This is a genomic window from Erwinia sp. 2186, assembly GCF_057812255.1.
Window position 1 is genome coordinate 969,682 of record NZ_CM173824.1, and the last position, 20,356, is coordinate 990,037.

General features: G+C 57.3%; 23 protein-coding genes. 19 read left to right on the forward strand and 4 right to left on the reverse strand.

What is annotated here, in order from left to right; all coding sequences use genetic code 11:
• Positions 1-233: 233 nt before the first annotated feature.
• Positions 234-887: a PAQR family membrane homeostasis protein TrhA gene (trhA, locus tag ACXKZG_RS04500; RefSeq protein ID WP_013203648.1), complete on the forward strand. Its 654-nt coding sequence runs from the start codon at positions 234-236 to the stop codon at positions 885-887.
• A gap of 40 nt (positions 888-927) precedes the next feature.
• Here trhA and ygfZ read toward each other — a convergent pair whose 3' ends face one another.
• Positions 928-1,911: a tRNA-modifying protein YgfZ gene (gene ygfZ, locus ACXKZG_RS04505; protein WP_053143646.1), complete on the reverse strand. Its 984-nt coding sequence runs from the start codon at positions 1,909-1,911 to the stop codon at positions 928-930.
• Between the two features lie 24 nt (positions 1,912-1,935).
• Between ygfZ and ACXKZG_RS04510 the strand changes: the two genes are divergently transcribed.
• The 3 genes from ACXKZG_RS04510 to ACXKZG_RS04520 are packed head-to-tail and all read left to right on the forward strand — an operon-like array spanning position 1,936 to position 2,774.
• Positions 1,936-2,109 carry a hypothetical protein gene (locus ACXKZG_RS04510; protein ID WP_157868033.1) on the forward strand — a complete coding sequence of 58 codons (174 nt, stop codon included), beginning with the start codon at positions 1,936-1,938 and terminating at the stop codon, positions 2,107-2,109.
• Positions 2,110-2,128: 19 nt separating this feature from the next.
• Positions 2,129-2,395 (forward strand): FAD assembly factor SdhE, encoded by a 267-nt coding sequence (sdhE, locus tag ACXKZG_RS04515; RefSeq protein WP_013203646.1) that lies wholly within the window; start codon positions 2,129-2,131, stop codon positions 2,393-2,395.
• Positions 2,376-2,774, forward strand: a complete 399-nt coding sequence (locus tag ACXKZG_RS04520; RefSeq protein WP_053143651.1) for a protein YgfX — start codon at positions 2,376-2,378, stop codon at positions 2,772-2,774. The genes sdhE and ACXKZG_RS04520 overlap by 20 nt, the downstream gene beginning before the upstream one ends.
• Before the next feature lie 106 nt (positions 2,775-2,880).
• On the opposite strand, the gene fldB is transcribed toward ACXKZG_RS04520, so the two are convergent.
• Positions 2,881-3,399 carry a flavodoxin FldB gene (gene fldB / locus ACXKZG_RS04525; RefSeq protein WP_151036639.1) on the reverse strand — a complete coding sequence of 173 codons (519 nt, stop codon included), beginning with the start codon at positions 3,397-3,399 and terminating at the stop codon, positions 2,881-2,883.
• 98 nt (positions 3,400-3,497) lie between these two features.
• Between fldB and xerD the strand changes: the two genes are divergently transcribed.
• The 13 genes from xerD (at position 3,498) to ACXKZG_RS04590 (ending at position 15,724) form a co-directional block, all read left to right on the forward strand.
• Positions 3,498-4,391, forward strand: coding sequence for a site-specific tyrosine recombinase XerD (gene xerD, locus ACXKZG_RS04530; protein ID WP_151036640.1), 894 nt, complete (start codon positions 3,498-3,500; stop codon positions 4,389-4,391).
• 51 nt (positions 4,392-4,442) lie between these two features.
• Positions 4,443-5,147 (forward strand): bifunctional protein-disulfide isomerase/oxidoreductase DsbC, encoded by a 705-nt coding sequence (gene dsbC / locus ACXKZG_RS04535; RefSeq protein ID WP_488875774.1) that lies wholly within the window; start codon positions 4,443-4,445, stop codon positions 5,145-5,147.
• A 5-nt stretch (positions 5,148-5,152) separates the two neighbouring features.
• On the forward strand, positions 5,153-6,871 hold the full coding sequence (gene recJ / locus ACXKZG_RS04540; protein ID WP_013203641.1) for a single-stranded-DNA-specific exonuclease RecJ: 1,719 nt from the start codon (positions 5,153-5,155) through the stop codon (positions 6,869-6,871).
• Positions 6,872-7,000: 129 nt separating this feature from the next.
• Positions 7,001-8,099, forward strand: a protein-coding gene (gene prfB, locus ACXKZG_RS04545) for a peptide chain release factor 2 (protein WP_105760302.1) whose coding sequence is annotated in 2 segments (ribosomal slippage) — positions 7,001-7,075 and positions 7,077-8,099 — 1,098 coding nt in all. Because the reading frame shifts where the segments join, the coding sequence is not laid out codon by codon here.
• A gap of 9 nt (positions 8,100-8,108) precedes the next feature.
• On the forward strand, positions 8,109-9,629 hold the full coding sequence (gene lysS / locus ACXKZG_RS04550) for a lysine--tRNA ligase (protein WP_105760107.1): 1,521 nt from the start codon (positions 8,109-8,111) through the stop codon (positions 9,627-9,629).
• Between the two features lie 109 nt (positions 9,630-9,738).
• Positions 9,739-10,590: a MurR/RpiR family transcriptional regulator gene (locus ACXKZG_RS04555; RefSeq protein ID WP_013203638.1), complete on the forward strand. Its 852-nt coding sequence runs from the start codon at positions 9,739-9,741 to the stop codon at positions 10,588-10,590.
• 252 nt (positions 10,591-10,842) lie between these two features.
• A complete protein-coding gene (locus ACXKZG_RS04560) occupies positions 10,843-11,679 on the forward strand; it encodes a transporter substrate-binding domain-containing protein (RefSeq protein WP_488875775.1) in 837 nt (278 codons plus the stop codon).
• Positions 11,680-11,683: 4 nt separating this feature from the next.
• Entirely contained in the window at positions 11,684-12,298 is a 615-nt protein-coding gene (locus ACXKZG_RS04565; RefSeq protein ID WP_134822665.1) for a DUF1989 domain-containing protein, read from the forward strand.
• Between the two features lies 1 nt (position 12,299).
• Positions 12,300-12,950: an urea carboxylase-associated family protein gene (locus ACXKZG_RS04570; RefSeq protein WP_013203634.1), complete on the forward strand. Its 651-nt coding sequence runs from the start codon at positions 12,300-12,302 to the stop codon at positions 12,948-12,950.
• A gap of 4 nt (positions 12,951-12,954) precedes the next feature.
• Positions 12,955-13,605: an amino acid ABC transporter permease gene (locus ACXKZG_RS04575; RefSeq protein WP_013203633.1), complete on the forward strand. Its 651-nt coding sequence runs from the start codon at positions 12,955-12,957 to the stop codon at positions 13,603-13,605.
• Positions 13,605-14,270: an amino acid ABC transporter permease gene (locus ACXKZG_RS04580; protein ID WP_013203632.1), complete on the forward strand. Its 666-nt coding sequence runs from the start codon at positions 13,605-13,607 to the stop codon at positions 14,268-14,270. The genes ACXKZG_RS04575 and ACXKZG_RS04580 overlap by 1 nt, the downstream gene beginning before the upstream one ends.
• A 13-nt stretch (positions 14,271-14,283) precedes the next feature.
• Positions 14,284-14,955, forward strand: coding sequence for a DUF1989 domain-containing protein (locus ACXKZG_RS04585; protein ID WP_013203631.1), 672 nt, complete (start codon positions 14,284-14,286; stop codon positions 14,953-14,955).
• A gap of 70 nt (positions 14,956-15,025) precedes the next feature.
• A complete protein-coding gene (locus tag ACXKZG_RS04590) occupies positions 15,026-15,724 on the forward strand; it encodes an amino acid racemase (protein WP_488876225.1) in 699 nt (232 codons plus the stop codon).
• A gap of 11 nt (positions 15,725-15,735) precedes the next feature.
• On the opposite strand, the gene ACXKZG_RS04595 is transcribed toward ACXKZG_RS04590, so the two are convergent.
• Positions 15,736-16,359, reverse strand: a complete 624-nt coding sequence (locus ACXKZG_RS04595; protein ID WP_013203629.1) for a hypothetical protein — start codon at positions 16,357-16,359, stop codon at positions 15,736-15,738.
• A 483-nt stretch (positions 16,360-16,842) separates the two neighbouring features.
• Here ACXKZG_RS04595 and ACXKZG_RS04600 point away from each other — a divergent pair, with 483 nt between their 5' ends.
• A complete protein-coding gene (locus ACXKZG_RS04600) occupies positions 16,843-18,006 on the forward strand; it encodes an MFS transporter (protein ID WP_265908575.1) in 1,164 nt (387 codons plus the stop codon).
• Here the strand turns inward: ACXKZG_RS04600 and ACXKZG_RS04605 are convergent.
• Positions 18,003-18,923 (reverse strand): LysR family transcriptional regulator, encoded by a 921-nt coding sequence (locus tag ACXKZG_RS04605; protein WP_346599159.1) that lies wholly within the window; start codon positions 18,921-18,923, stop codon positions 18,003-18,005. The genes ACXKZG_RS04600 and ACXKZG_RS04605 overlap by 4 nt on opposite strands.
• Before the next feature lie 119 nt (positions 18,924-19,042).
• On the opposite strand from ACXKZG_RS04605, the gene lysA reads away from it, so the two are divergent.
• The gene (gene lysA, locus ACXKZG_RS04610; RefSeq protein WP_053143741.1) at positions 19,043-20,296 is read left to right on the forward strand and encodes a diaminopimelate decarboxylase; all 1,254 of its coding nucleotides are present in this window, start codon (positions 19,043-19,045) and stop codon (positions 20,294-20,296) included.
• The last annotated feature ends 60 nt before the right edge of the window (positions 20,297-20,356 follow it).

The window sequence follows — 20,356 nt, forward strand, 5'->3', positions numbered from 1 at the left end:
AATTTGGCAACCAGTGTAAGACAAAGCGTGAGGGAGGTCTTTCCTAAAAATGGGCGTTACACCGCATCACCGTTTATTTTTAGGCTTACATGTGTACTCTGAAATTATTCTCAGTTACTCTGTTTCTGCTCATTTTTCGGGCGCACTGGCCGATAACCCGTTTAATGAATGACGGTTAGAGCCCCGTTAAGAAAGGATTTCAGGCCCGTTGCGGGCAGGGAGAAAACATATTTATGAGTAACAAGACTCTGATGGCTGAGGGTTATTCGCTGGCTGAAGAAGTGGCGAACAGCATCAGTCATGGCATTGGTTTAATCTTCGGGATTGTGGGCCTGGTGCTCCTGCTGGTTCAGGCCGTCGCCATGCAGGCTTCGCCTGTGGCGATTACCAGCTACAGCCTGTATGGCGGCAGCATGATCCTGCTGTTCCTCGCGTCCACGCTTTATCATGCCATCCCCAATCCGCGCGCCAAATTCTGGCTGAAACGGCTGGATCACTGCGCCATTTATATCCTGATTGCCGGCACCTATACGCCATTCCTGCTAGTCGGCCTGAATTCGCCGCTGGCGCACGGCATGTTAGTGGTGATCTGGAGCCTGGCCCTGATCGGCGTGCTGTTTAAGCTGGCGTTTGTTCACCGTTTTGAAGCGTTGTCAGTAATTACCTATCTGATGATGGGCTGGCTGTCGCTGGTGGTGGTTTATCAGCTGGCGATGAAGCTGTCGGCGGGCGGGATTTGGCTGCTGGCCATCGGCGGGATTATCTATTCGCTCGGGGTCATTTTCTTCGTCTCGAAGCGTATTCCTTACAACCACGCTATCTGGCACGGGTTTGTGCTGGGCGGCAGCGTCTGCCACTTCCTGGCAATTTATTTCTACGTGATGTGAAAAAGGGGCCGAATGGCCCCTTTTACTTAGTTCGCAATCGCTATTCGGTCAGAGAATAGGGCAGCGGCTGGATCGCCAGCTTGCCGCCTTCATCACCCTGCACGCGCAGTTCGGTGTCAGGTTCCAGATCGTTATTCAATACCGCCTGTACCCAGACCTCGCCATTGTCTAACTGACAGGCAGTCAGAATAGTGCCGGTACGACGCCAGTTTTCACCCAGCTTCATTTCCAGCGCGTCGTTGGCAGCCGGAACACGTCCTGCCGCACCCGCCAGCCAGTAAAGCGCGCGCTTATTGGCACCGCGGAATTTAGCGCGAGCCACCATTTCCTGGCCGGTATAGCAGCCTTTCTTAAAGCTGATGGCGTCCAGTGCCTGCAGGTTAGTGGCCTGCGGAATAAACTGCGCGCTGGTTTCGGCATCAATCACCGGCAGACCGGCTTCAATATTCAACGCCAACCACTGCGTGCTGTCATTGAGCTGCGCTTCGCCTTCCAGTCCTTTCCGCACCGCGTCGGCTTTTTCACGGCTGGTCACCAGCAGGAAACGCTCCGCAGGCGCGGCAAACCACAGCAGCGTTGTGTCGTCCTGTTGGATCACCGGGTTTTCAGCGTCCGGCAGCGTGCTGAAGAAACCGCTCAGCGCCGAACGCGCCTGGAAACCGGCCACGCCAAGCAGCACCGCTTCGTCATCCGGCTGGATGGCCACTTTGGCGAACACCGCATACTTCTTCAGTTCGGTAATCTGGTTGTCACGCAGGCTGCGGCGCTCCAGATAGGCCAGACCTTCGCCGCGATGGAACAGGCGCAGGTTGCTCCACATTTTCCCTTTGGCATCGCAGTGGGCGGCAGGCAGATGGCCATTGCTGGCCAGCGCAGCAACATCCAGCGTCACCTGGCCTTGCAGATAGCTAACGCGATCGGCACCGGTCACCGTGACCAGCGCCCACTCTTCTAAAGAGATCAGCGTAAGCGGCAGGCGTGAAGAGGCCGTGGGATGACGGGGTGGGAAAGAGAGTGTCGGCATGATTCCATCCTGAATGTGGGAGCTATGCTGTTCATGTTAAAAGAGCCCACTGGCATTGCAACCAGTTTTCTGGAAACGAGGCACAAATCGCGTGATAACCCTGCAACAGATGCGACTGCTTTGCGCACCCGGCCGCATGCCGATCACGACGGCATCAACATCAGCGGAAAAAAGCGCTACACTAGCCGCCATGTTTGACTGACTGACGATGGATAAAATGGATATTAGTAACAGAGCACGGGTTCACTGGGCGTGCCGCCGTGGCATGCTTGAACTGGATATCGCCATCATGCCGTTCTTCAAGTTTGAGTACGATACGCTGGACGATAATGACAAACAGCAGTTCGTGCGTCTGCTCGAAAGCCCCGATCCTGACCTCTTTAACTGGCTGATGAATCACGGTGAGCCGGATGATGCTGAGCTGAAGCGGATAGTCAATTTGATCCAACAGCGAAATCAGCAACGTGGCCCTGTGGCACTCTGATTTACGGATCTCATGGCGTGCCCAGTGGATTTCTCTGTTGCTGCACGGCGTGGTGATCCTTGCGCTGTTACTCGCGCCCTGGCCTGCCAGTTTCACCCTGGTGTGGATGCTGCTGCTGACGCTGGTGGTGTTTGAATGCGTGCGCAGCCAGCGGCGGATCCGCAGTCGTGAAGGCGTGATTTCGCTGCTTGAGCATCAGCAAATGCAGTGGCGGCAGAAGCGCTGGCAGATTTGTGGCCGCCCGTGGATGACCCGCCAGGCGATTTTCCTGAAATTAAGCTCAGCGAAAGGCGAGAAGGAAAAACTGTGGTTGTGCCGCGACAGCATGGATGAAGACGACTGGCGGGCATTGCGTCAGCAGTTGCTGACGCCGGGCTAACAGACTATAGCTGTTCGACCATTACGGCGATCCGGCCATTATAGCGATTCGACCATTACAACGCTCCGGCCTTTGTAGCTATTCGGCCATTACAGCGATCCGGCCTTTACAGCGATTCGGCCATTTCGGTCAGGATTTGCTCGCACCACTGGGCAATGCGTTCTTCGGTGGCATCAAACTGATTGATGTCATCGAGCGCCAGCCCGACAAAGTGGCTGCCGTCTGAGGTCAGCGGTTTTTTGCTGGTGAACTCATAGCCTTCATTCGGCCAGTACCCAACAAACTTCACGCCTGATGGCATCAGCACGTCATGCAGCATGCCCAGCGCATCAAGGAACCACTCGCTGTATTCGCCCTGATCGCCCATTCCATAAAGCGCCACGACTTTGCCCTGCAGATTCAGCGCAGGCAGCTCGGTCCAGATCGCCTCCCAGTCTTCCTGCAACTCGCCGAAGTCCCAGGTTGGGATGCCGAGGATCAGCATATCGTACTGCTCCATCAGCTGCGGAGCGTCATCCTTCAGATTGTGCAGGGTAACAAGGTCTTCGCCAATAAAATCGCGGATCTTCTCAGCTGCCATTTCGGTGTAACAGGTGCTGGAACCATAAAAAAGCCCGATATTCATATCTGATAACTCAATTTACTTGGTGCAATGGCGCAGATTATATCAGAATTGAGCCTCTGCGGCGCAGTCAGCAACCGCAGCCAGCAAAAGGGGAAGAGGTGCAGGACAGCGATCTGATTGAGCAATTTCTGGATGCCTTGTGGATAGAGCGCAATCTGGCTGAGAATACCGTGGCGTCTTACCGGCTGGATTTAATGTCTCTGGCGGGGTGGCTACAGCACAATGAATCAAATTTGCTGCGGGTCGATGCCGTCGATTTGCAGGGCTTCCTCGCGGAAAGAGTTGAGGGCGGTTATAAAGCCACCAGTTCGGCACGCCTGCTGAGCGCCATGCGCCGGCTGTTTCAGTATCTCTATCGTGAGAAACTGCGCGAAGACGATCCCAGCGCGCTGCTGGCTTCCCCTAAACTCCCTCAGCGTTTGCCGAAAGACCTGAGCGAAGCACAAATTGACCGGCTGTTGCAGGCGCCAAGCGTTGAACAGCCGATTGAGCTGCGCGATAAAGCCATGCTGGAACTGCTGTATGCCACCGGTCTACGCGTCACAGAACTGGTGAGCCTGACGCTGAATAACGTCAGCCTGCGGCAGGGCGTGGTGCGGGTAATCGGTAAAGGTGACAAGGAACGGCTGGTGCCGCTGGGCGAAGAAGCGGTGCACTGGATTGAGCAATATCTGGAGTACGGCAGGCCCTGGCTGCTGAACGGCCAGACGCTGGATGTGCTGTTCCCGAGCAGCCGCGCGCAGCAGATGACGCGGCAAACTTTCTGGCATCGCATTAAACATTACGCCACACTGGCAGGGATCGACAGCGCGAAGCTTTCGCCTCACGTATTGCGCCATGCTTTTGCCACGCATCTGCTGAATCACGGGGCGGATCTGCGCGTCGTGCAGATGCTTTTGGGGCACAGCGATCTCTCCACTACCCAAATTTATACGCATGTTGCCACCGAGCGGCTGCGTCAGTTACATCAACAGCATCATCCGCGGGCCTGACCTGGCGGAGTGAATAAACGGCCCGCGAATGAGGCCCTTAAAGGACAAACGATGAAAAAGCCTTACCTGGTACTTTCTCTGCTGATCGCCGCCATTAGCGGTGTGGCACACGCAGACGATGCCGCCATTCAGCAATCGCTGAAGAAATTGGGTCTGCAGCAGACTGAAATCCAGCCTTCCCCTTTGCCAGGCATGAAAACCGTGCTGACCGAGAGCGGCGTGCTCTACGTGACCGAAGACGGCAAGCAGTTTATTCAGGGGCCGCTGTATGATGTTAGCGGTGGCCAGCCGGTCAACGTCACCAATAAGCTGCTGGAGAAGAAAGTCGAGGCGCTGAGCGATCAAATGATCGTTTACAAAGCGCCAAAAGAGCAGCATGTGATTACGGTGTTCACCGATATCACCTGTGGCTACTGCCGCAAGCTGCACTCACAGATGGCTGACTATAACGCGCTGGGGATCACCGTGCGTTACCTCGCCTTCCCACGTGAAGGGATGAATGGCCAGGTGGCGAAAAACATGGAATCCGTCTGGTGTGCTGCCAATCGTAAAAAGGCCTTCACCACCGCGATGAACGGCGGCGAAGTGTCACCGATTGATTGCAAAATCGACCTGTCTCAGCACTACAAGCTGGGGATCCTGTACGGCATCCAGGGCACGCCAGCCATTCTGTTGCAGAACGGCATGATGATCCCAGGTTATCAGGGGCCGCAGGAAATGAAACAGCTTCTTGATAGCCAGAAAGCGGGTGGCTAATCGTTTTGACTAGCCCAACCGAACTCCGCCGCCGCCAGGCGGTGGAAGGAGCCGAGCTCCCTGACGAACTCCATCCTCTGCTTCGCCGTCTGTATCTGCACCGGGGTGTTCTGCAAGCGGCTGAACTGGAGCGCGGGGCAAAAAATCTGCACCCGTTCCATTCCCTGTCCGGCATTGAGCGCGCTGCTGAAATCCTGCAAAAAGCCCTCGCCGATAACCTGTGCATAATGATTGTCGGAGATTTTGATGCCGATGGCGCCACCAGCACCGCGTTGACGGTGCTGGCGCTGCGCAGCATGGGCGGCCGCAACATCAAATACCTGGTGCCTAACCGTTTTGACGATGGTTACGGCCTGAGTCCGGAAGTGGTTGAGCAAGCGGCAGCGCGGGGCGCGCAGTTAATCGTCACCGTGGATAACGGCATCTCTTCCCATGCTGGCGTGGATCTGGCGCATGAGAAGGGGATTTCGGTGGTAATCACCGATCACCACCTGCCTGGCGAAACGCTGCCGGCGGCGGAAGCGATCGTTAACCCGAATCTGGAAGACTGCGCGTTTCCGTCCCGCTCGCTGGCGGGCGTGGGCGTGGCCTTTTACCTGATGCTGGCGTTGCGCGCGCGTTTGCGCGACAGCGGCGTTGAAGTGCTGCCGAACCTGGCCGAGCTGCTGGATTTGGTCGCGCTGGGCACGGTTGCCGACGTGGTGCCGCTGGATGCCAACAACCGCATTCTGGTCTGGCAGGGCTTAAGTCGTATCCGCGCCGGCAAATGCCGTGCCGGCATTAAGGCGCTGCTGGAGATTGCTAACCGCGATCCCCGCCAGCTCGCCGCCAGTGATTTAGGTTTTGCGCTGGGGCCACGGCTGAATGCGGCGGGCAGGCTGGACGATATGTCGGTCGGCGTGGCGCTGCTGCTGAGTGAAGACATTGCGCAGGCGCGCATGCTGGCCAGCGAGCTGGATGCGTTAAACCAAACGCGCAAAGAGATTGAGCAGGGAATGCAGACCGAAGCGCTGGCCCTGTGCGATGCGCTGGAAAGCAAAGACGAAGCGCTGCCACTGGGCATCGCCATGTATCACCCGGAATGGCATCAGGGCGTGGTCGGCATTCTGGCCTCGCGGCTGAAAGAGCGTTTCCACCGTCCGGTGATTGCCTTTGCTCCTTCCGGCGACGGCACGCTAAAAGGCTCCGGTCGTTCCATCGCCGGGCTGCATATGCGCGATGCGCTGGAGCGGCTGGATACGCTGCACCCTGGATTGATCATTAAGTTTGGTGGCCATGCAATGGCGGCCGGACTGTCGCTGGAAGAGGCGAATTTTGATCGGTTCCGTCAGCACTTTGGCGATCTGGTGGGTGAATGGCTGGATGCGGAAGCGCTGCAGGGCGTGGTCTGGTCCGATGGCGAACTGATGGCGCAGGAGCTGACGCTTACCACCGCAGAACTGCTGCGTGAAGCGGGTCCGTGGGGACAGGCGTTCCCGGAACCGCAGTTCGACGGTAAATTTAAGCTGATCCAGCAGCGTCTGGTTGGCGAGCGTCACCTTAAGGTGATGATTGAACCGCTGGGCGGCGGCCCGTTGCTGGATGGTATCGCCTTTAACATCGACACCACCCAGTGGCCGGACCCGAGCGTCAGGCAGGTTGAGCTGGCTTACAAACTGGACATCAACGAGTTTCGCGGCAACCGCAGCGTGCAGCTGATCATCGATCATCTCTGGCCGCTGTAAACACCGACACCGGCCAGCGGCAAATTTCCTCCCGCTGGCCGAAATTGCCGCCTCTTCAGCGCTACAATCCGCAGGCAAATTCGGTTAAACTGCTTAGTTACATTCATGTCCTTAAAAGATTCTAAAATCATGTTTGAAATTAATCCGGTAAAGAACCGAATTCAGGATCTCTCTGAGCGCAGTGGCGTTCTCAGGGGGTATCTTTGACTACGATGCCAAGAAAGAACGTTTAGAAGAAGTTAACGCCGAGCTGGAACAGCCCGACGTCTGGAACGAACCCGATCGCGCCCAGGCGCTGGGTAAAGAGCGTTCCTCGCTCGAAGCCATCGTCGACACGCTGGATCAGATGGAGCAGGGACTCGAAGATGTCAGGGGCCTGCTGGAACTGGCGGTCGAAGCCGACGATGAAGAAACCTTCAACGAAACCATTGCTGAACTCGACGTGCTTGAGAAAAAGCTCGGCGAGTTAGAATTCCGCCGCATGTTCTCCGGCGAGTACGACAGTGCGGACTGCTACATTGATATTCAGGCAGGTTCTGGCGGCACCGAAGCCCAGGACTGGGCCGGCATGCTGGTCCGTATGTACCTGCGCTGGGCAGAAGCCAAAGGCTTCAAGACCGAAATCATTGAAGAGTCCGAAGGCGAGGTTGCCGGAACCAAATCCGCGACGCTGCGGATTATCGGCGATTATGCTTTCGGCTGGCTGCGTACCGAAACCGGCGTTCACCGCCTGGTGCGTAAGAGTCCATTTGACTCCGGCGGCCGCCGTCACACCTCTTTCAGCTCGGCTTTCGTTTATCCGGAAGTGGATGACGATATCGATATCGAAATCAATCCGGCCGACCTGCGTATTGACGTCTACCGTGCCTCAGGCGCGGGTGGTCAGCACGTTAACCGGACCGAGTCGGCGGTACGTATTACTCACCTGCCGACCAACACCGTAACCCAGTGTCAGAATGACCGTTCTCAGCACAAGAACAAAGACCAGGCGATGAAGCAGATGAAGGCGAAGCTGTACGAGCTGGAAATGCAGAAGAAAAATGCTGAGAAACAGTCGCTAGAAGACAACAAGTCTGACATCGGCTGGGGAAGCCAGATCCGTTCATACGTGCTCGATGATTCACGTATCAAGGATCTGCGCACCGGCGTAGAGACCCGTAATACTCAGGCGGTGCTGGATGGCGATCTGGACCGTTTTATTGAAGCAAGCTTGAAAGCAGGGCTATAAGGAACTGACATGTCTGAACAACAACCGCAGGGCGCTGACGTCGCACTTGAGCTGAATAACGAACTGAAAGCACGTCGCGAAAAACTCAGCGCGCTGCGTGAAAACGGCGTGGCATTCCCGAACGATTTCCGCCGTGACCACATCTCCGAACAGCTGCATGCTGAGTACGACGGACGCGAGAACGAAGAGCTGGAAGCACTGGGCGTCGAAGTGAGCGTGGCCGGTCGTATGATGACCCGTCGCATCATGGGTAAAGCCTCTTTCGTCACCTTGCAGGACGTCGGCGGCCGCATCCAGCTGTACGTTTCCCGTGACGATCTGGCGGAAGGCATCTACAACGAGCAGTTTAAGAAGTGGGACCTTGGCGACATCGTCGGCGCGCGCGGTAAGCTGTTCAAAACCAAAACCGGCGAGCTGTCGATCCACTGTAGCGAACTGCGTCTGCTGACCAAAGCTCTGCGCCCGCTGCCGGACAAGTTCCACGGCCTGGCCGATCAGGAAACCCGCTATCGTCAGCGTTATCTGGATCTGATCGCCAACGAAGAGTCGCGTAAAACCTTCAAAATTCGTTCGCAAATCATGGCGGGTATCCGCAGCTTTATGGTTGGCCGCGAGTTTATGGAAGTTGAAACCCCAATGATGCAGGTGATCCCTGGCGGTGCGTCTGCCCGTCCGTTTACCACCCATCATAATGCGCTGGATATTGATATGTACCTGCGTATTGCGCCGGAACTGTATCTGAAGCGTCTGGTGGTTGGCGGTTTCGATCGCGTGTTTGAGATCAACCGTAACTTCCGTAACGAAGGTATTTCGCCACGTCATAACCCAGAGTTCACCATGATGGAACTCTATATGGCGTATGCGGATTACAAAGATCTGATCGAACTGACCGAAAGCCTGTTCCGTACGCTGGCGCAGGACATTCTCGGCAACACCGTGGTGCCTTACGGCGAGCAGGAATTCGACTTCGGTAAGCCGTTCGACAAGCTGACGATGAAAGAAGCGATCCTGAAATACCGTCCGGAAACCAACCTCGCCGATCTGGATGATTTTGATAAAGCGGCCGCCATCGCGCAGTCACTGGGCATCAAAATCGAGAAGAGCTGGGGCCTGGGCCGTCTGGTCACTGAGATCTTCGAAGAGACCGCAGAAAGCCATCTGATCCAGCCAACCTTCATTACCGAATACCCGGCTGAAGTGTCCCCGCTGGCGCGTCGTAACGACGAGAACCCGGAAATCACCGACCGCTTCGAGTTCTTTATCGGCGGGCGTGAAATCGGTAACGGCTTCTCCGAGCTGAACGATGCTCAGGATCAGGCCGAGCGTTTCCTGCAGCAGGTGAATGCCAAGGATGCGGGCGATGACGAAGCCATGTTCTATGACGAAGACTACGTGACCGCACTGGAGCACGGCCTGCCACCCACGGCCGGTCTGGGCATCGGGATCGATCGTATGGTGATGCTGTTTACCAACAGCCACACCATCCGTGACGTGATCCTGTTCCCGGCAATGCGTCCATCGGGCAAGTAATGTCGTCGTAAAAAACAGCAAAAGGGGCGAAGCAATTCGCCCCTTTTTTAGATCCCTGCGAAAAGCGGGCACGCGCTTTGCAGGATTGTTTTTTTCATCAGGAAGACAGATGAGCGCGAAACAGGCCTCGCTTGAGAGCCGCATCAGACAGTGCTGGGATCAACTCTCAGCCCATGAGCAGCGTTTAGCGGATGTGATCCTTGCGGCACCCGGTCAGCTGGCCATGAACACGGCAACGGAACTGGCGCAAAGCGCTGGCGTCTCTAAAGCCACCACCACCCGTTTTTTCCGACATCTGGGCTACGAAAGCTTTGACGCCGCCCGTCGTCAGGTGCGCGAGCTGCAAAGCGGCGGATCGCCCCTTTATCTGCAACAGTTTCAGGCAACCTCGGGCCTGGATTCGCTGATCCAGAGCCATCTGGAGCGCGAAATTGCCAACCTGGTTAATACCTACCGTTCGCTGGATGCCCAACAGCTGGCCGATGTGGTCAGCGCGATTGCTCAAGCGCGCCGCGTAGTGGTGCTTGGCTGGCGGCACAGCCAGACCATCGCCTCGCTGATCTACCGCGATCTGGTTCATGTTCATCGCGACGTACAGCTGCTGCCAAAAGCAGGGGATTCACTGGCGGAATCTCTGGCCGCATTAGGCCCGGAAGATGTGGCGATTTGCGTCGGACTGCGGCGTCGTATGCCGGCTCTGAATAGCGCGATGAACGCCTTAAATGAGCTGAAGGTGCCGATGCTTTATCTGTCGGATGTGCTCTCCGGTAAACCGGCGAAGCAGGCCAGCTGGATCATCCGTTGCCACACGGAAGGCAGCCTGATCTTTGACAGCACCGCCTCTCTGTCAGGCATTTGCAATCTTCTCTGCTCGCTGGTGGCCCGTGAGAAAGGCAAAGCCAGTAGCGATCGGCTGGCGTTGATCGAAAACATCCACCAGTGGCTCGACGAACTGGAATAGCTGCACGCTTTTAGTGCAATCGCCGCGCGTTATTGCACCGTCAACGTTCACCTCAATCACCGTCAAAAATGGCGAAAACAGGGCCAAAGAAACCCGAGAAAAAATATTACCCACTAAAGAAACAATTGTTTCTCAGTGATTTTAAAGGAAAAAGGAATTTCCTCCTCTCCCGTGAAAACGGGCCAGCGCAAAACTGGCACGAAAGGTGAATTAGCTCTGACAGGCACTTCACCAACACCATGGGAAACACCAATGAAAAAAATAACGCTTCTCCTCGCTGCAATGCTGACCTTAGGCGCCAGCGGCCTCGCTCAGGCAGATACTCTGGCGGACATCAAAGCCAGCGGCAAAATGACCGTCGGTATTGACCCCACTTTTCCGCCGTATGAGTACACCAACGATAAAGGCGAAATCATCGGCTACAGCGTCTCGATCATGCAGTCGGTGTCGAAAGATCTCGGCGTGAAACTCGATTTTCAGAAGACCGCGTTCAACGGCATCATCCCAGGTCTGATTTCCGGCTCGTTCAATGCCGAAGGCTCCTCGCTGAACGTCAATGCCGAGCGGGCAAAAAAAGTGCTGTTCACCGTTCCCTACAGCAAAACCGTTAACGGCATTCTGATCCGCAAAGATGAAGCCGGAAAATTCAGCGCTAAGCCGCTGAGCATTGAATCGCTGGCCGGCCTGCGCGGCGCGGCGAAAAGCACCAGCGTGCCCGAGCAGCTGCTGAAAACCTTCAACGAAACGCTGAAAAGCAAAGGCCTGAAGCCGATTGAGATTATCAGCGTGGATACGCTGGATCAGACGGTCAGCGCCCTGATGACCAAACGTGCCGATTTCGTTATCGATGATATTGCGGTGCTGGCCCCGGTCGCCAAAAAATACCCGGCTAAGCTGAGCCAGGTGGGCGAAGTGGGTCCGTCGCAGTGGATGGCATGGGCTACCCGTAAAGACGATGTCGCGCTGAACAAAGCCATCAGTGACCATATTCTGGCGATGCAGAAATCGGGCGAGCTGGCCAAACTGCAGCAGCAATACCTTGGTACCACGATCGTCGTGCCTGCCGATAACTTTATCCCGCAGGAATAAGACTATGTGCCAGCAACATGTCCATGTTACCGCCGGACACGGCCAGACGTTCACCGTGCGTAAAGGCCAGTTTATTACCGTTATCGACACCCTCGGCCAGCAGGCGGCCGACTTTGTCGCCGTCAGCGCTGAGAATATCCAGGAGAAGCTTTCACCGGTTCACACCCGTCAGCACTTGCGCTCGTTGTTCTTTAAGCCGGGCGATGCGCTGTGGTCCAGTGAAAACCGGCCGATGCTGAAGATTGTCTCGGACAGCATTGGCATCCACGATGCCAACGTGCCCGCCTGCGATCGTACGCGTTTCAGTATCGATTTCGGCGTCGAAGGGCACCGCAATTGTGTTGATAACCTGCTGGAAGGCATGAAGCCATTTGGCGTCACTTACTACAGCCTGCCGGAGCCGTTTAACCTGTTCCAGAATGGCCCGGTGACCGCCGATGGCCGGATGGAAGTGACCGACCCTAACAGCCGCGCCGGCGACAGCATTGTGTTCGAAGCCCTGTGCGACCTCATTTGCGCCGTCTCTTCCTGCCCGCAGGACATTATTCCGGGTAACGGCCTGCAGGTCACCCCGATTGATATCACCGTTTCTGACCGTTACACCCTAAGCGAGGCCTGAAATGCTGTTAATGAAAGAAGGCTTTGCCTCTGATACTCCCCGTACCCTGGCTGAACCCGTCCGGGTTGCAGCGGGAACCGTCGGCAGCATCAAAGTGCTGCGCGGCCAGCTGCTGCGGATCGCTGCGGCAGACGCCGGTGCCGTCGCGTCCCTGTATGGTTTCAGCCTGGCTGAACCGAATGTCTGGCTGTCGGTCCACCACACCCGCGTGTTCAGCAACAGCTATCTGCTGGGCTCGGGGATGCGCATGGTCAACAACCGCCGCCGTCCGGTGATGGTGCTGGGGAAAGACAGCGTTCGCCGCCACGATTTGCTGCTGCCCGCCTCGACCACGGCATGGCTGAGCGCGCAGGGCTATCAGGGGCAGCAGGGCTGCTATGACGCGGTACAAGCGGAACTGGTTCGTTTGCAGATGGCGGTGCCGAAGCTGCCGGATCCGATCAACCTGTTTATGCATGTTGAGCTGGCCCGCAACGGTGACATTCGGCCACAGCCGAACCTGACCCAAGCCGGCGACAGCATTACCTGCCGCGTGGTGCAGGATACGCTGTTTATCGCCTCGGCCTGCTGTACCGGCATTGAAGGTAACGATAAGCCGGCGCCGCTGCTGCTGTCGGTAGCGGAAAATCTTCACGACTTTACGGGCGGATAACGCGATGTTGGGGCTGGATGCAGAAGTCACCGCAGGACTGCCTGAGCTGGGCCGGGGTTTACTGGTCACGCTTGAACTGACTGCGTTGGCGGCGTTAGTGAGTCTGGTACTCGGCCAAATCGGCTGCTACCTGCAACTCTGCCGCAGCTGGCCGCCGCGTCTGATTGGGCGACTGTATGTCAGCCTGATGCGCGGCACGCCCGCCATCGTCCAGCTCTTTGTGGTGTTCTTTACCTTGCCGTTGTTAGGCCTGGGCGGCCAGCCTCTGCTGGCCGCCGTTGTGGCGATTGGCATGAACAGCGGCGCCTATGTCGCCGAAATCCTGCGGGTAAACCGGCGTCTGGTTTCTCGCGGCCAGCTGGAGGCGGCAAGAACGCTGGGTTTGAGCCGCTGGCTGACCTGGTGGTACATCATCAATCCACAGGTGATGCGCGCCAGCCTGCCGATGTTAGTCAATGAATTTACCATCCTGCTGAAAACCACGCCGCTGGCATCGGTGGTCGCCCTGACCGAGCTAACCTATGCCGGGCAGATTGTCATTGCCCGCAGCTATGAGGCCACGCAGGTGATGCTGCTGGTTTCGCTGGGTTACTTACTGATTGCGCTGCCGCTTATCCGGGCGGCGCGCTGGCTGGAACAGCGGGGGAGAGCGTAATGGACTGGCAGGCAATTATTACCGCTGCACCTTCGCTGGGGCAGGGCATGCTGGTGACGCTGCAACTGTGCGTGGTGGCGGCGATCGCCTCACTGATTGCCGGCTCAACCCTGGCACTGTTACTGATGCGGGCTGCGCCGTTCTGGCAACCGCTGCTGCGTTTCTACAGCTCGGTTACGCTGGGGTTGCCGCTGCTGGTGGTGATTTATCTGCTCTATTTTGTGCTGCCCGAATACGACATCACCCTTTCCTCACCGGTGGTGGGCGTAGTGGCACTGACATTGTATTACGCGCCCTATATCGCGCAGGTCCTGCGTGCCGGGCTTGAGGCATTGCCGCGCGGTCAGTGGGAGGCATCCCGCGTTCTCGGGCTGGGACGGTTCCGCACCTTCAGCGATGTGATCCTGCCGCAAACCCTGCCGCAGATGCTGTCGCCGCTGGTTGGGCTGCTGATCGGGCTGATTAAAGACTCCGCGCTGCTGTCGGTGGTGTCGGTGCCTGAATTTATGTATGCCGCCAAACAGGCGATTTCCGAAACCTACGCGCCGCTGGAGATCTATCTGGCGGTGGCGCTGATTTACTGGCTGCTTTGCAGCGTTATCGATCATCTTGCCCGCCGGGCCGAGAGGCGGATGACCCGTTATCTCGCCCGTTCGCCGGGCTAACCAGGAGCATCCGATGCAACAAGACTCACTCTGCCGCGAAGAACACCTTGTCCCGGCGCGTCATGGCAAAGCGTTCCGCCTGAAAAAAGGCGAAGCGGTGCAGGTTATCAATACCCACGGCACCCAGGTTGTCGACTGCTGGGCCTATAACGCCGATGACGTCAGCGAATACATGTGTATGGAGGCGACCCGTGTCTGGAACCAGCGCCTGAACCCGAAGACCGGCGACAGCTTTATCACCAACCAGCGCCATCCCATTTTGACCGTGGTTGCCGACACCTCGCCTGGCGTCCACGATACCTTTATGGCCGCCTGCGATGCCCGTCGCTATGAGCTGTTGGGCTGTACCGAGCCGCACCGTAACTGCCATGACAATCTGCACGAAGGGATGGCCGAGCTGGGTGTGACGCTGCCGCATGGCAACCTGGCCTCCTTTAATATCTTTATGAATATTCAGGTGCAGCCGGATGGCCTCACCCTGAAAACGCTACCGGTGGTCACCCGGCCGGGCGATTACATCGTGCTGCGTGCCGAGATGGATTGCTTTGTGGCCTTCTCCGCCTGCCCGCAAGATATCGTCAGCATTCAGGGGCAGGGCGATAACACCCCGCGCGACGCAACGGTACGCATTCTGGCGGAAGGTTTTTCTGATAGCGAAGTAAAAGGTCCGTGGGTTCCTGCCTGATAAATTGATCCGCAGCGAAGAATGCGGAATAGTGAGGGACTGATTTTTAGCCCTTCACCAGGACGCGATGATGAAAACCTTGGGACTGATTGGCGGCATGAGTTGGGAATCCACCGTGCCGTATTACCGCCTGATCAATGAAGGGATCAAACAGCGGCTGGGTGGCCTGCACTCGGCGAAGCTGGTGCTGTACAGCGTGGACTTTCATGAGATTGAAGCCTGTCAGGCCAGCGGCGACTGGGATCGGGCCGGGCAGATGCTGGCCGATGCGGCGCTGGCGCTGAAAAAAGCCGGCGCGGAAGGCATCGTGCTCTGTACTAACACCATGCACAAAGTCGCCGCGCCGATCGTCGAGCAAAGCGGTTTGCCTTTTCTGCACATCGCGGAAGCCACGGCCAAAGCCATTCAGCAGCAAAAGATGTCCCGCGTGGCGCTGCTGGGCACGCGCTACACCATGGAGCAGGATTTCTATCGCGGGCCGCTGGCCAGCGAGTTTGGCATTGAAACCCTGGTGCCCGATGCCGCCGCGCGGCAGGAAGTAAACCACATCATCTTTGAACAGCTCTGTCTGGGCGAGTTTAGCCCGGCGTCGAAAGCATATTATCAACAGGTGATTGCCGGGTTAGTGGCCGAGGGCGCGGAAGGTATTATCTTTGGCTGTACCGAAATTGGCTTACTGCTGCAGGCGGAAGATTGCCCGATCCCGGTGTTCGATACCACCGCGATCCATGCGGCTGCGGCAGTTGATTTTATGCTGTCCGATCGGTGATGTGGGCGAGGCTATGATTTGATCGCGTCGTTCAGCCAGTCTTTAAAGCGGGCATAAGGCACGTACAGGGAAACGTTTTTATACAGCTCTTTGCCCGACTTCAGGTCGTTGATGCGGCTGGAATAGCCGACAATCACTCCGCCAATGGAATCGTCCGAGGCGTTATACACCGCGCCGCCGGACATGCCTTTCACCACGCCCGCATCGGATGCCACCACCACGCAGCTGACCTTGTTCCAGTCGTTCTTCAGCCCGGTATTGACCAGGTTGGTGCCGGTTGAGGCCACCGGCATCGCCGAGATAAAGCTGTAGCCATACAGATTGATTTTGTCGCCAATGTGGCCATTGCGGAAATGCGGCGGCGGGACGTTGCCATTCTTATGGTAAACCACCGCAAGGTCGCATTCAGGATGGTAGGATTTGACGCGATACAGGGAGAATTTGGCGACGTGTGCAGCGGTTAGGCTGTAGTCTGCGGTCAGCGGAATGGTGGTGCCCAGCGTGCCGACGCCGAGCACGGTCGGAATGCCGGTGACGGTCATATCCACCCGCTTTTCGGCTTCTTTGCTGTACTCATATTTTCCTACCGAACAGCCACTGGCTAACAGGGCAAGCAGGCAAACAGCGCGTCGCATCTTTCTTCCTCGGTAATGAATCGATCAAGCACAGCTCAGGAAACGCCCGTGAATCCATTCGAGGTATCGGCTCTTCATCGCAAAACTTTAATCATTTGAACAAGGCTCAAAGCCTACGGCTTCTGGCTCAGATGGCAATCTGTCGTCGTCCGAAGCGGGAAAAGTCAGATCAATCTTAGAAGCTATTGTTCAGAAAGTATTATGTAACAGCCGAATGAAGCAAATTATAGACCATAAAGATTTCGTAAAAATGGCAATTTCGCTGTTTTTTTTAACCCGTAATTCAGCGGGATAACACTTACTGCTGAAAAGTTTGCCGATTATTGCGATATCAGCAACAGACCTTTGACAGACCCGATCTATAAGCCGCCGGTAAGCTGTGCTTTAATTGCTAATGTGATCTGAATCAAACTTTTAATCCCCGCAACCGGGAATGCCCCCTCGGGCTTCTGGCCTGACCGTTATTTATTTGGAGAGTGTGACATGCCTGTTTCCTTACTGGCGCTGGCGCTGAGTGCGTTTGCTATCGGCACCACGGAATTTGTCATTATGGGCTTGCTGCCGGAAGTGGCGGGAGACCTCGGCGTCTCCATTCCTTCCGCCGGCTGGCTGATCAGCGGTTATGCGCTGGGTGTGGCCATTGGCGCACCGATTATGGCGCTGTTGACGGCGAAGCTGCCGCGCAAACGCACGCTGATGCTGCTGATGGTGATTTTCATTATTGGCAACGGGCTCTGTGCGCTGGCCTATAGCTACAACCTGCTGATGATGGCGCGCGTCGTTACTGCCCTCTGTCACGGTGCGTTCTTCGGCATCGGTGCGGTGGTTGCGGCCAGTCTGGTTGCGCCAGGCAAGCAGGCGTCGGCGGTGGCGCTGATGTTTACCGGCCTGACGCTGGCGAACGTGCTTGGCGTGCCGCTGGGCACCTGGTTTGGTCAGCTGTACGGCTGGCGCGCCACCTTCTGGGGCGTGTCGGTGATTGGCGTGCTGGCGTTTATTGGCCTGATTGTCAGCCTGCCCACCAATCGCGATGAAAAGCCGGTGCACCTTGCCAGCGAAATTGGCGCGCTGGCGAACGGCAAGCTGTGGCTGTCACTGCTGATGACGGTGTTCTTTGCCGCCGCGATGTTTGCGCTATTCAGCTATATTGCGCCGCTGCTGTTGCAGGTGACCGGCATCAGCGACAAAGGCGTCAGCTGGACGCTGTTCCTGATTGGTGGTGGGTTAACGGTGGGCAATATTCTGGGCGGCAAGCTGGCGGACCGCAAGCTGTCCTTAAGCCTGATCCTGAGCTTCTCGCTGATCGCGGTGTTTTCACTGATCTTCAGCTGGACCAGCCATGCGCTGTGGCTGGCCGAACTGACGCTGTTCCTGTGGGCGATGGCCACCTTTGCCACCGTACCGGGTTTGCAGATCAACGTGGTGCGTCACGGTAAAGAGGCGCCGAACCTGGTGTCGACGCTGAATATCTCCGCCTTTAACGTCGGGAACGCCTTTGGTGCCTGGGCCGGTGGCGCGGTGATTGGCAGCGGTTATGGCCTGACGGCGGTGCCGGTTGCGGCCGCCGTGCTGGCGGTCGGCGGCCTGATCCTCTGTCTGATTACCTTCCGTCCGTCGCGTGGACAGGCGCAGACCGTCAACGCTTAATGCAATAACGCCGCAAGGCGCTGGTTAACCAGGCTGATGTGCTGCAGTAAATGGGCGCAGAAAGCCTCAACCAGCGCCGAAGAAGGGCGGTGGCGTGGCCTGACCAGGCTGACGGTAAAGGGCACATCAATACTGAAGCGCCTGATCACCACGCCGCTTCCGGCATAGTCCAGTGCGGTCAGCGGGTTGACGATCGACACGCCGACGCCGGCTCTGACCATCGAACACACCGACGCCGCGCTGTGTGTCTCCAGCACCATCCTCCTTTGCACGCCCTGCTCATGAAACAGATTGTCCAGCAACTGGCGATAGCTGTCGGTTCGCGACAGGCTGATGTAATCCTCACCGGCAAAATCCTCCGGCGTTAAGCAGGCTTTCGCCGCCAGCGGATGACCGTCCGGCAGCACGCACACTTCATTCCCGGTAAACAGCTCGGTGCGCTCGGTTCCGGCCGGCGTCAGACGGGTTTCCGTCAGCCCCAAATCGTAGCGCTGCGCGGAGAGCCACTCCTCAAGCAGCGGGGATTCCTGCGGAATAATGTTCAGGCTGACGTCCGGGTAGCGTTGCAAAAAGGGCCGACAAAACAGCGGCAGCAGCGACTGCGAAAACACCGGCAGGCAGGCAATTGACAGTTCACCCTGACGAAACTGGCGCAGGCCTTCGGCGGCGCTGACGATCCGGTCCAGGCCATACCAGGAACGCTGAACCTCTTCAAACAGCCGCAGGCCCTGCACCGTGGGCTGCAAACGGCCGCGCACGCGGTCGAACAGCTTCAGGCCGACCAGCTTTTCGAAACGCGCCAGTTCGCGGCTGACGGTGGGCTGCGAGGTATGCAGCAACGCAGCGGCTTCCGTCAGGTTGCCCGCGGTGACCACGGCGTGAAAAATTTCGATATGTCGCAGCGTAATGCCAGCCATACTTTTATCCTGGAGACGATTGAAGCCATATCATGGATGAATAGACTCCGTTAAAACAGATATTTTTCATCCTGTTCAGGCTGTGGCGTAATAGCCTCATTATCTTCAGGAGAGTCCCGATGCCACGCTTACTTACCAACACCGAAACCGCTTTAACCCGCGATAACCTGCTGCCGCTGGTGCGCCAGTACGGTGGACCAGTCTGGGCCTATGACGCCAGCGTCATTGCCGAACGTATCTCGCAGCTGCAGCAGTTTGATGTGGTGCGCTTTGCGCAAAAAGCCTGTTCCAACATCCATATTCTGCGCCTGATGCGCGCCGCAGGCGTGAAGGTGGATTCGGTGTCGCTGGGCGAAATTGAGCGTGCGCTGGTGGCCGGCTTCACACCGGGCGGCGACGAGATTGTCTTCACCGCCGACGTGCTGGATGAGCCGACGCTGGCACGACTGGCCGAGCTGAAAATCCCGGTCAACGCCGGTTCCGTCGATATGCTGCACCAGCTGGGCGAGGTGTCTGAAGGCCATCCGGTGTGGCTGCGCGTCAATCCCGGTTTTGGTCACGGCCACAGCCAGAAAACCAATACCGGCGGCGAAAACAGCAAGCACGGCATCTGGTATACCGATTTGGTGCTGGCGCTGGAAGCCATTCAGCAACACAAGCTGAAGCTGGTCGGCATCCATATGCATATCGGCTCCGGCGTGGATTATGCCCACCTGGAGCAGGTGTGTGATGCGATGGTTAATCAGGTGATTGGCTTAGGTCACGATCTGGAAGCCATCTCGGCGGGCGGCGGCTTGTCGATCCCCTATCGCTTCGGTGAAGAGGCGATCAATACCGAACACTATTTCGGTCTGTGGGATGCGGCCCGTCAGCGCGTGGCAAAACATCTCGGCCACCCGGTGAAGCTGGAAATTGAACCGGGTCGCTTCCTGGTGGCGGAATCTGGCGTGCTGGTGTCCAAAGTGCGTGCGGTGAAGGCGATGGGCAGCCGTCACTTTGTGCTGGTGGATGCCGGCTTTAACGATCTGATGCGTCCTGCGATGTACGGCAGCTACCACCATATTTCGGCCATCGCTGGCGATGACCGCCCGCTGGATGAGCAGAACACCGTCGACAGCGTGGTCGCGGGGCCGTTGTGCGAATCAGGCGATGTGTTTACTCAGTTGGAAGGCGGTAAGGTGGAAACCCGCGCGCTGCCGCAGGTTAAACCGGGTGATTACCTGGTCTTCCACGACACCGGCGCTTACGGCGCGTCGATGTCCTCTAACTACAACAGCCGCCCGCTGCTGCCGGAAGTGCTGTTTGAAGCGGGCCAGCCGCGTGAGATCCGCCGCCCGCAAACCATACAGGAACTGCTGGCGCTGGAGCTGTAAGCGGCATCCCTGACGTTGTGAACCGGCCGCCTGGGTTTCAGGCGGCTAACCGCAGGCCGG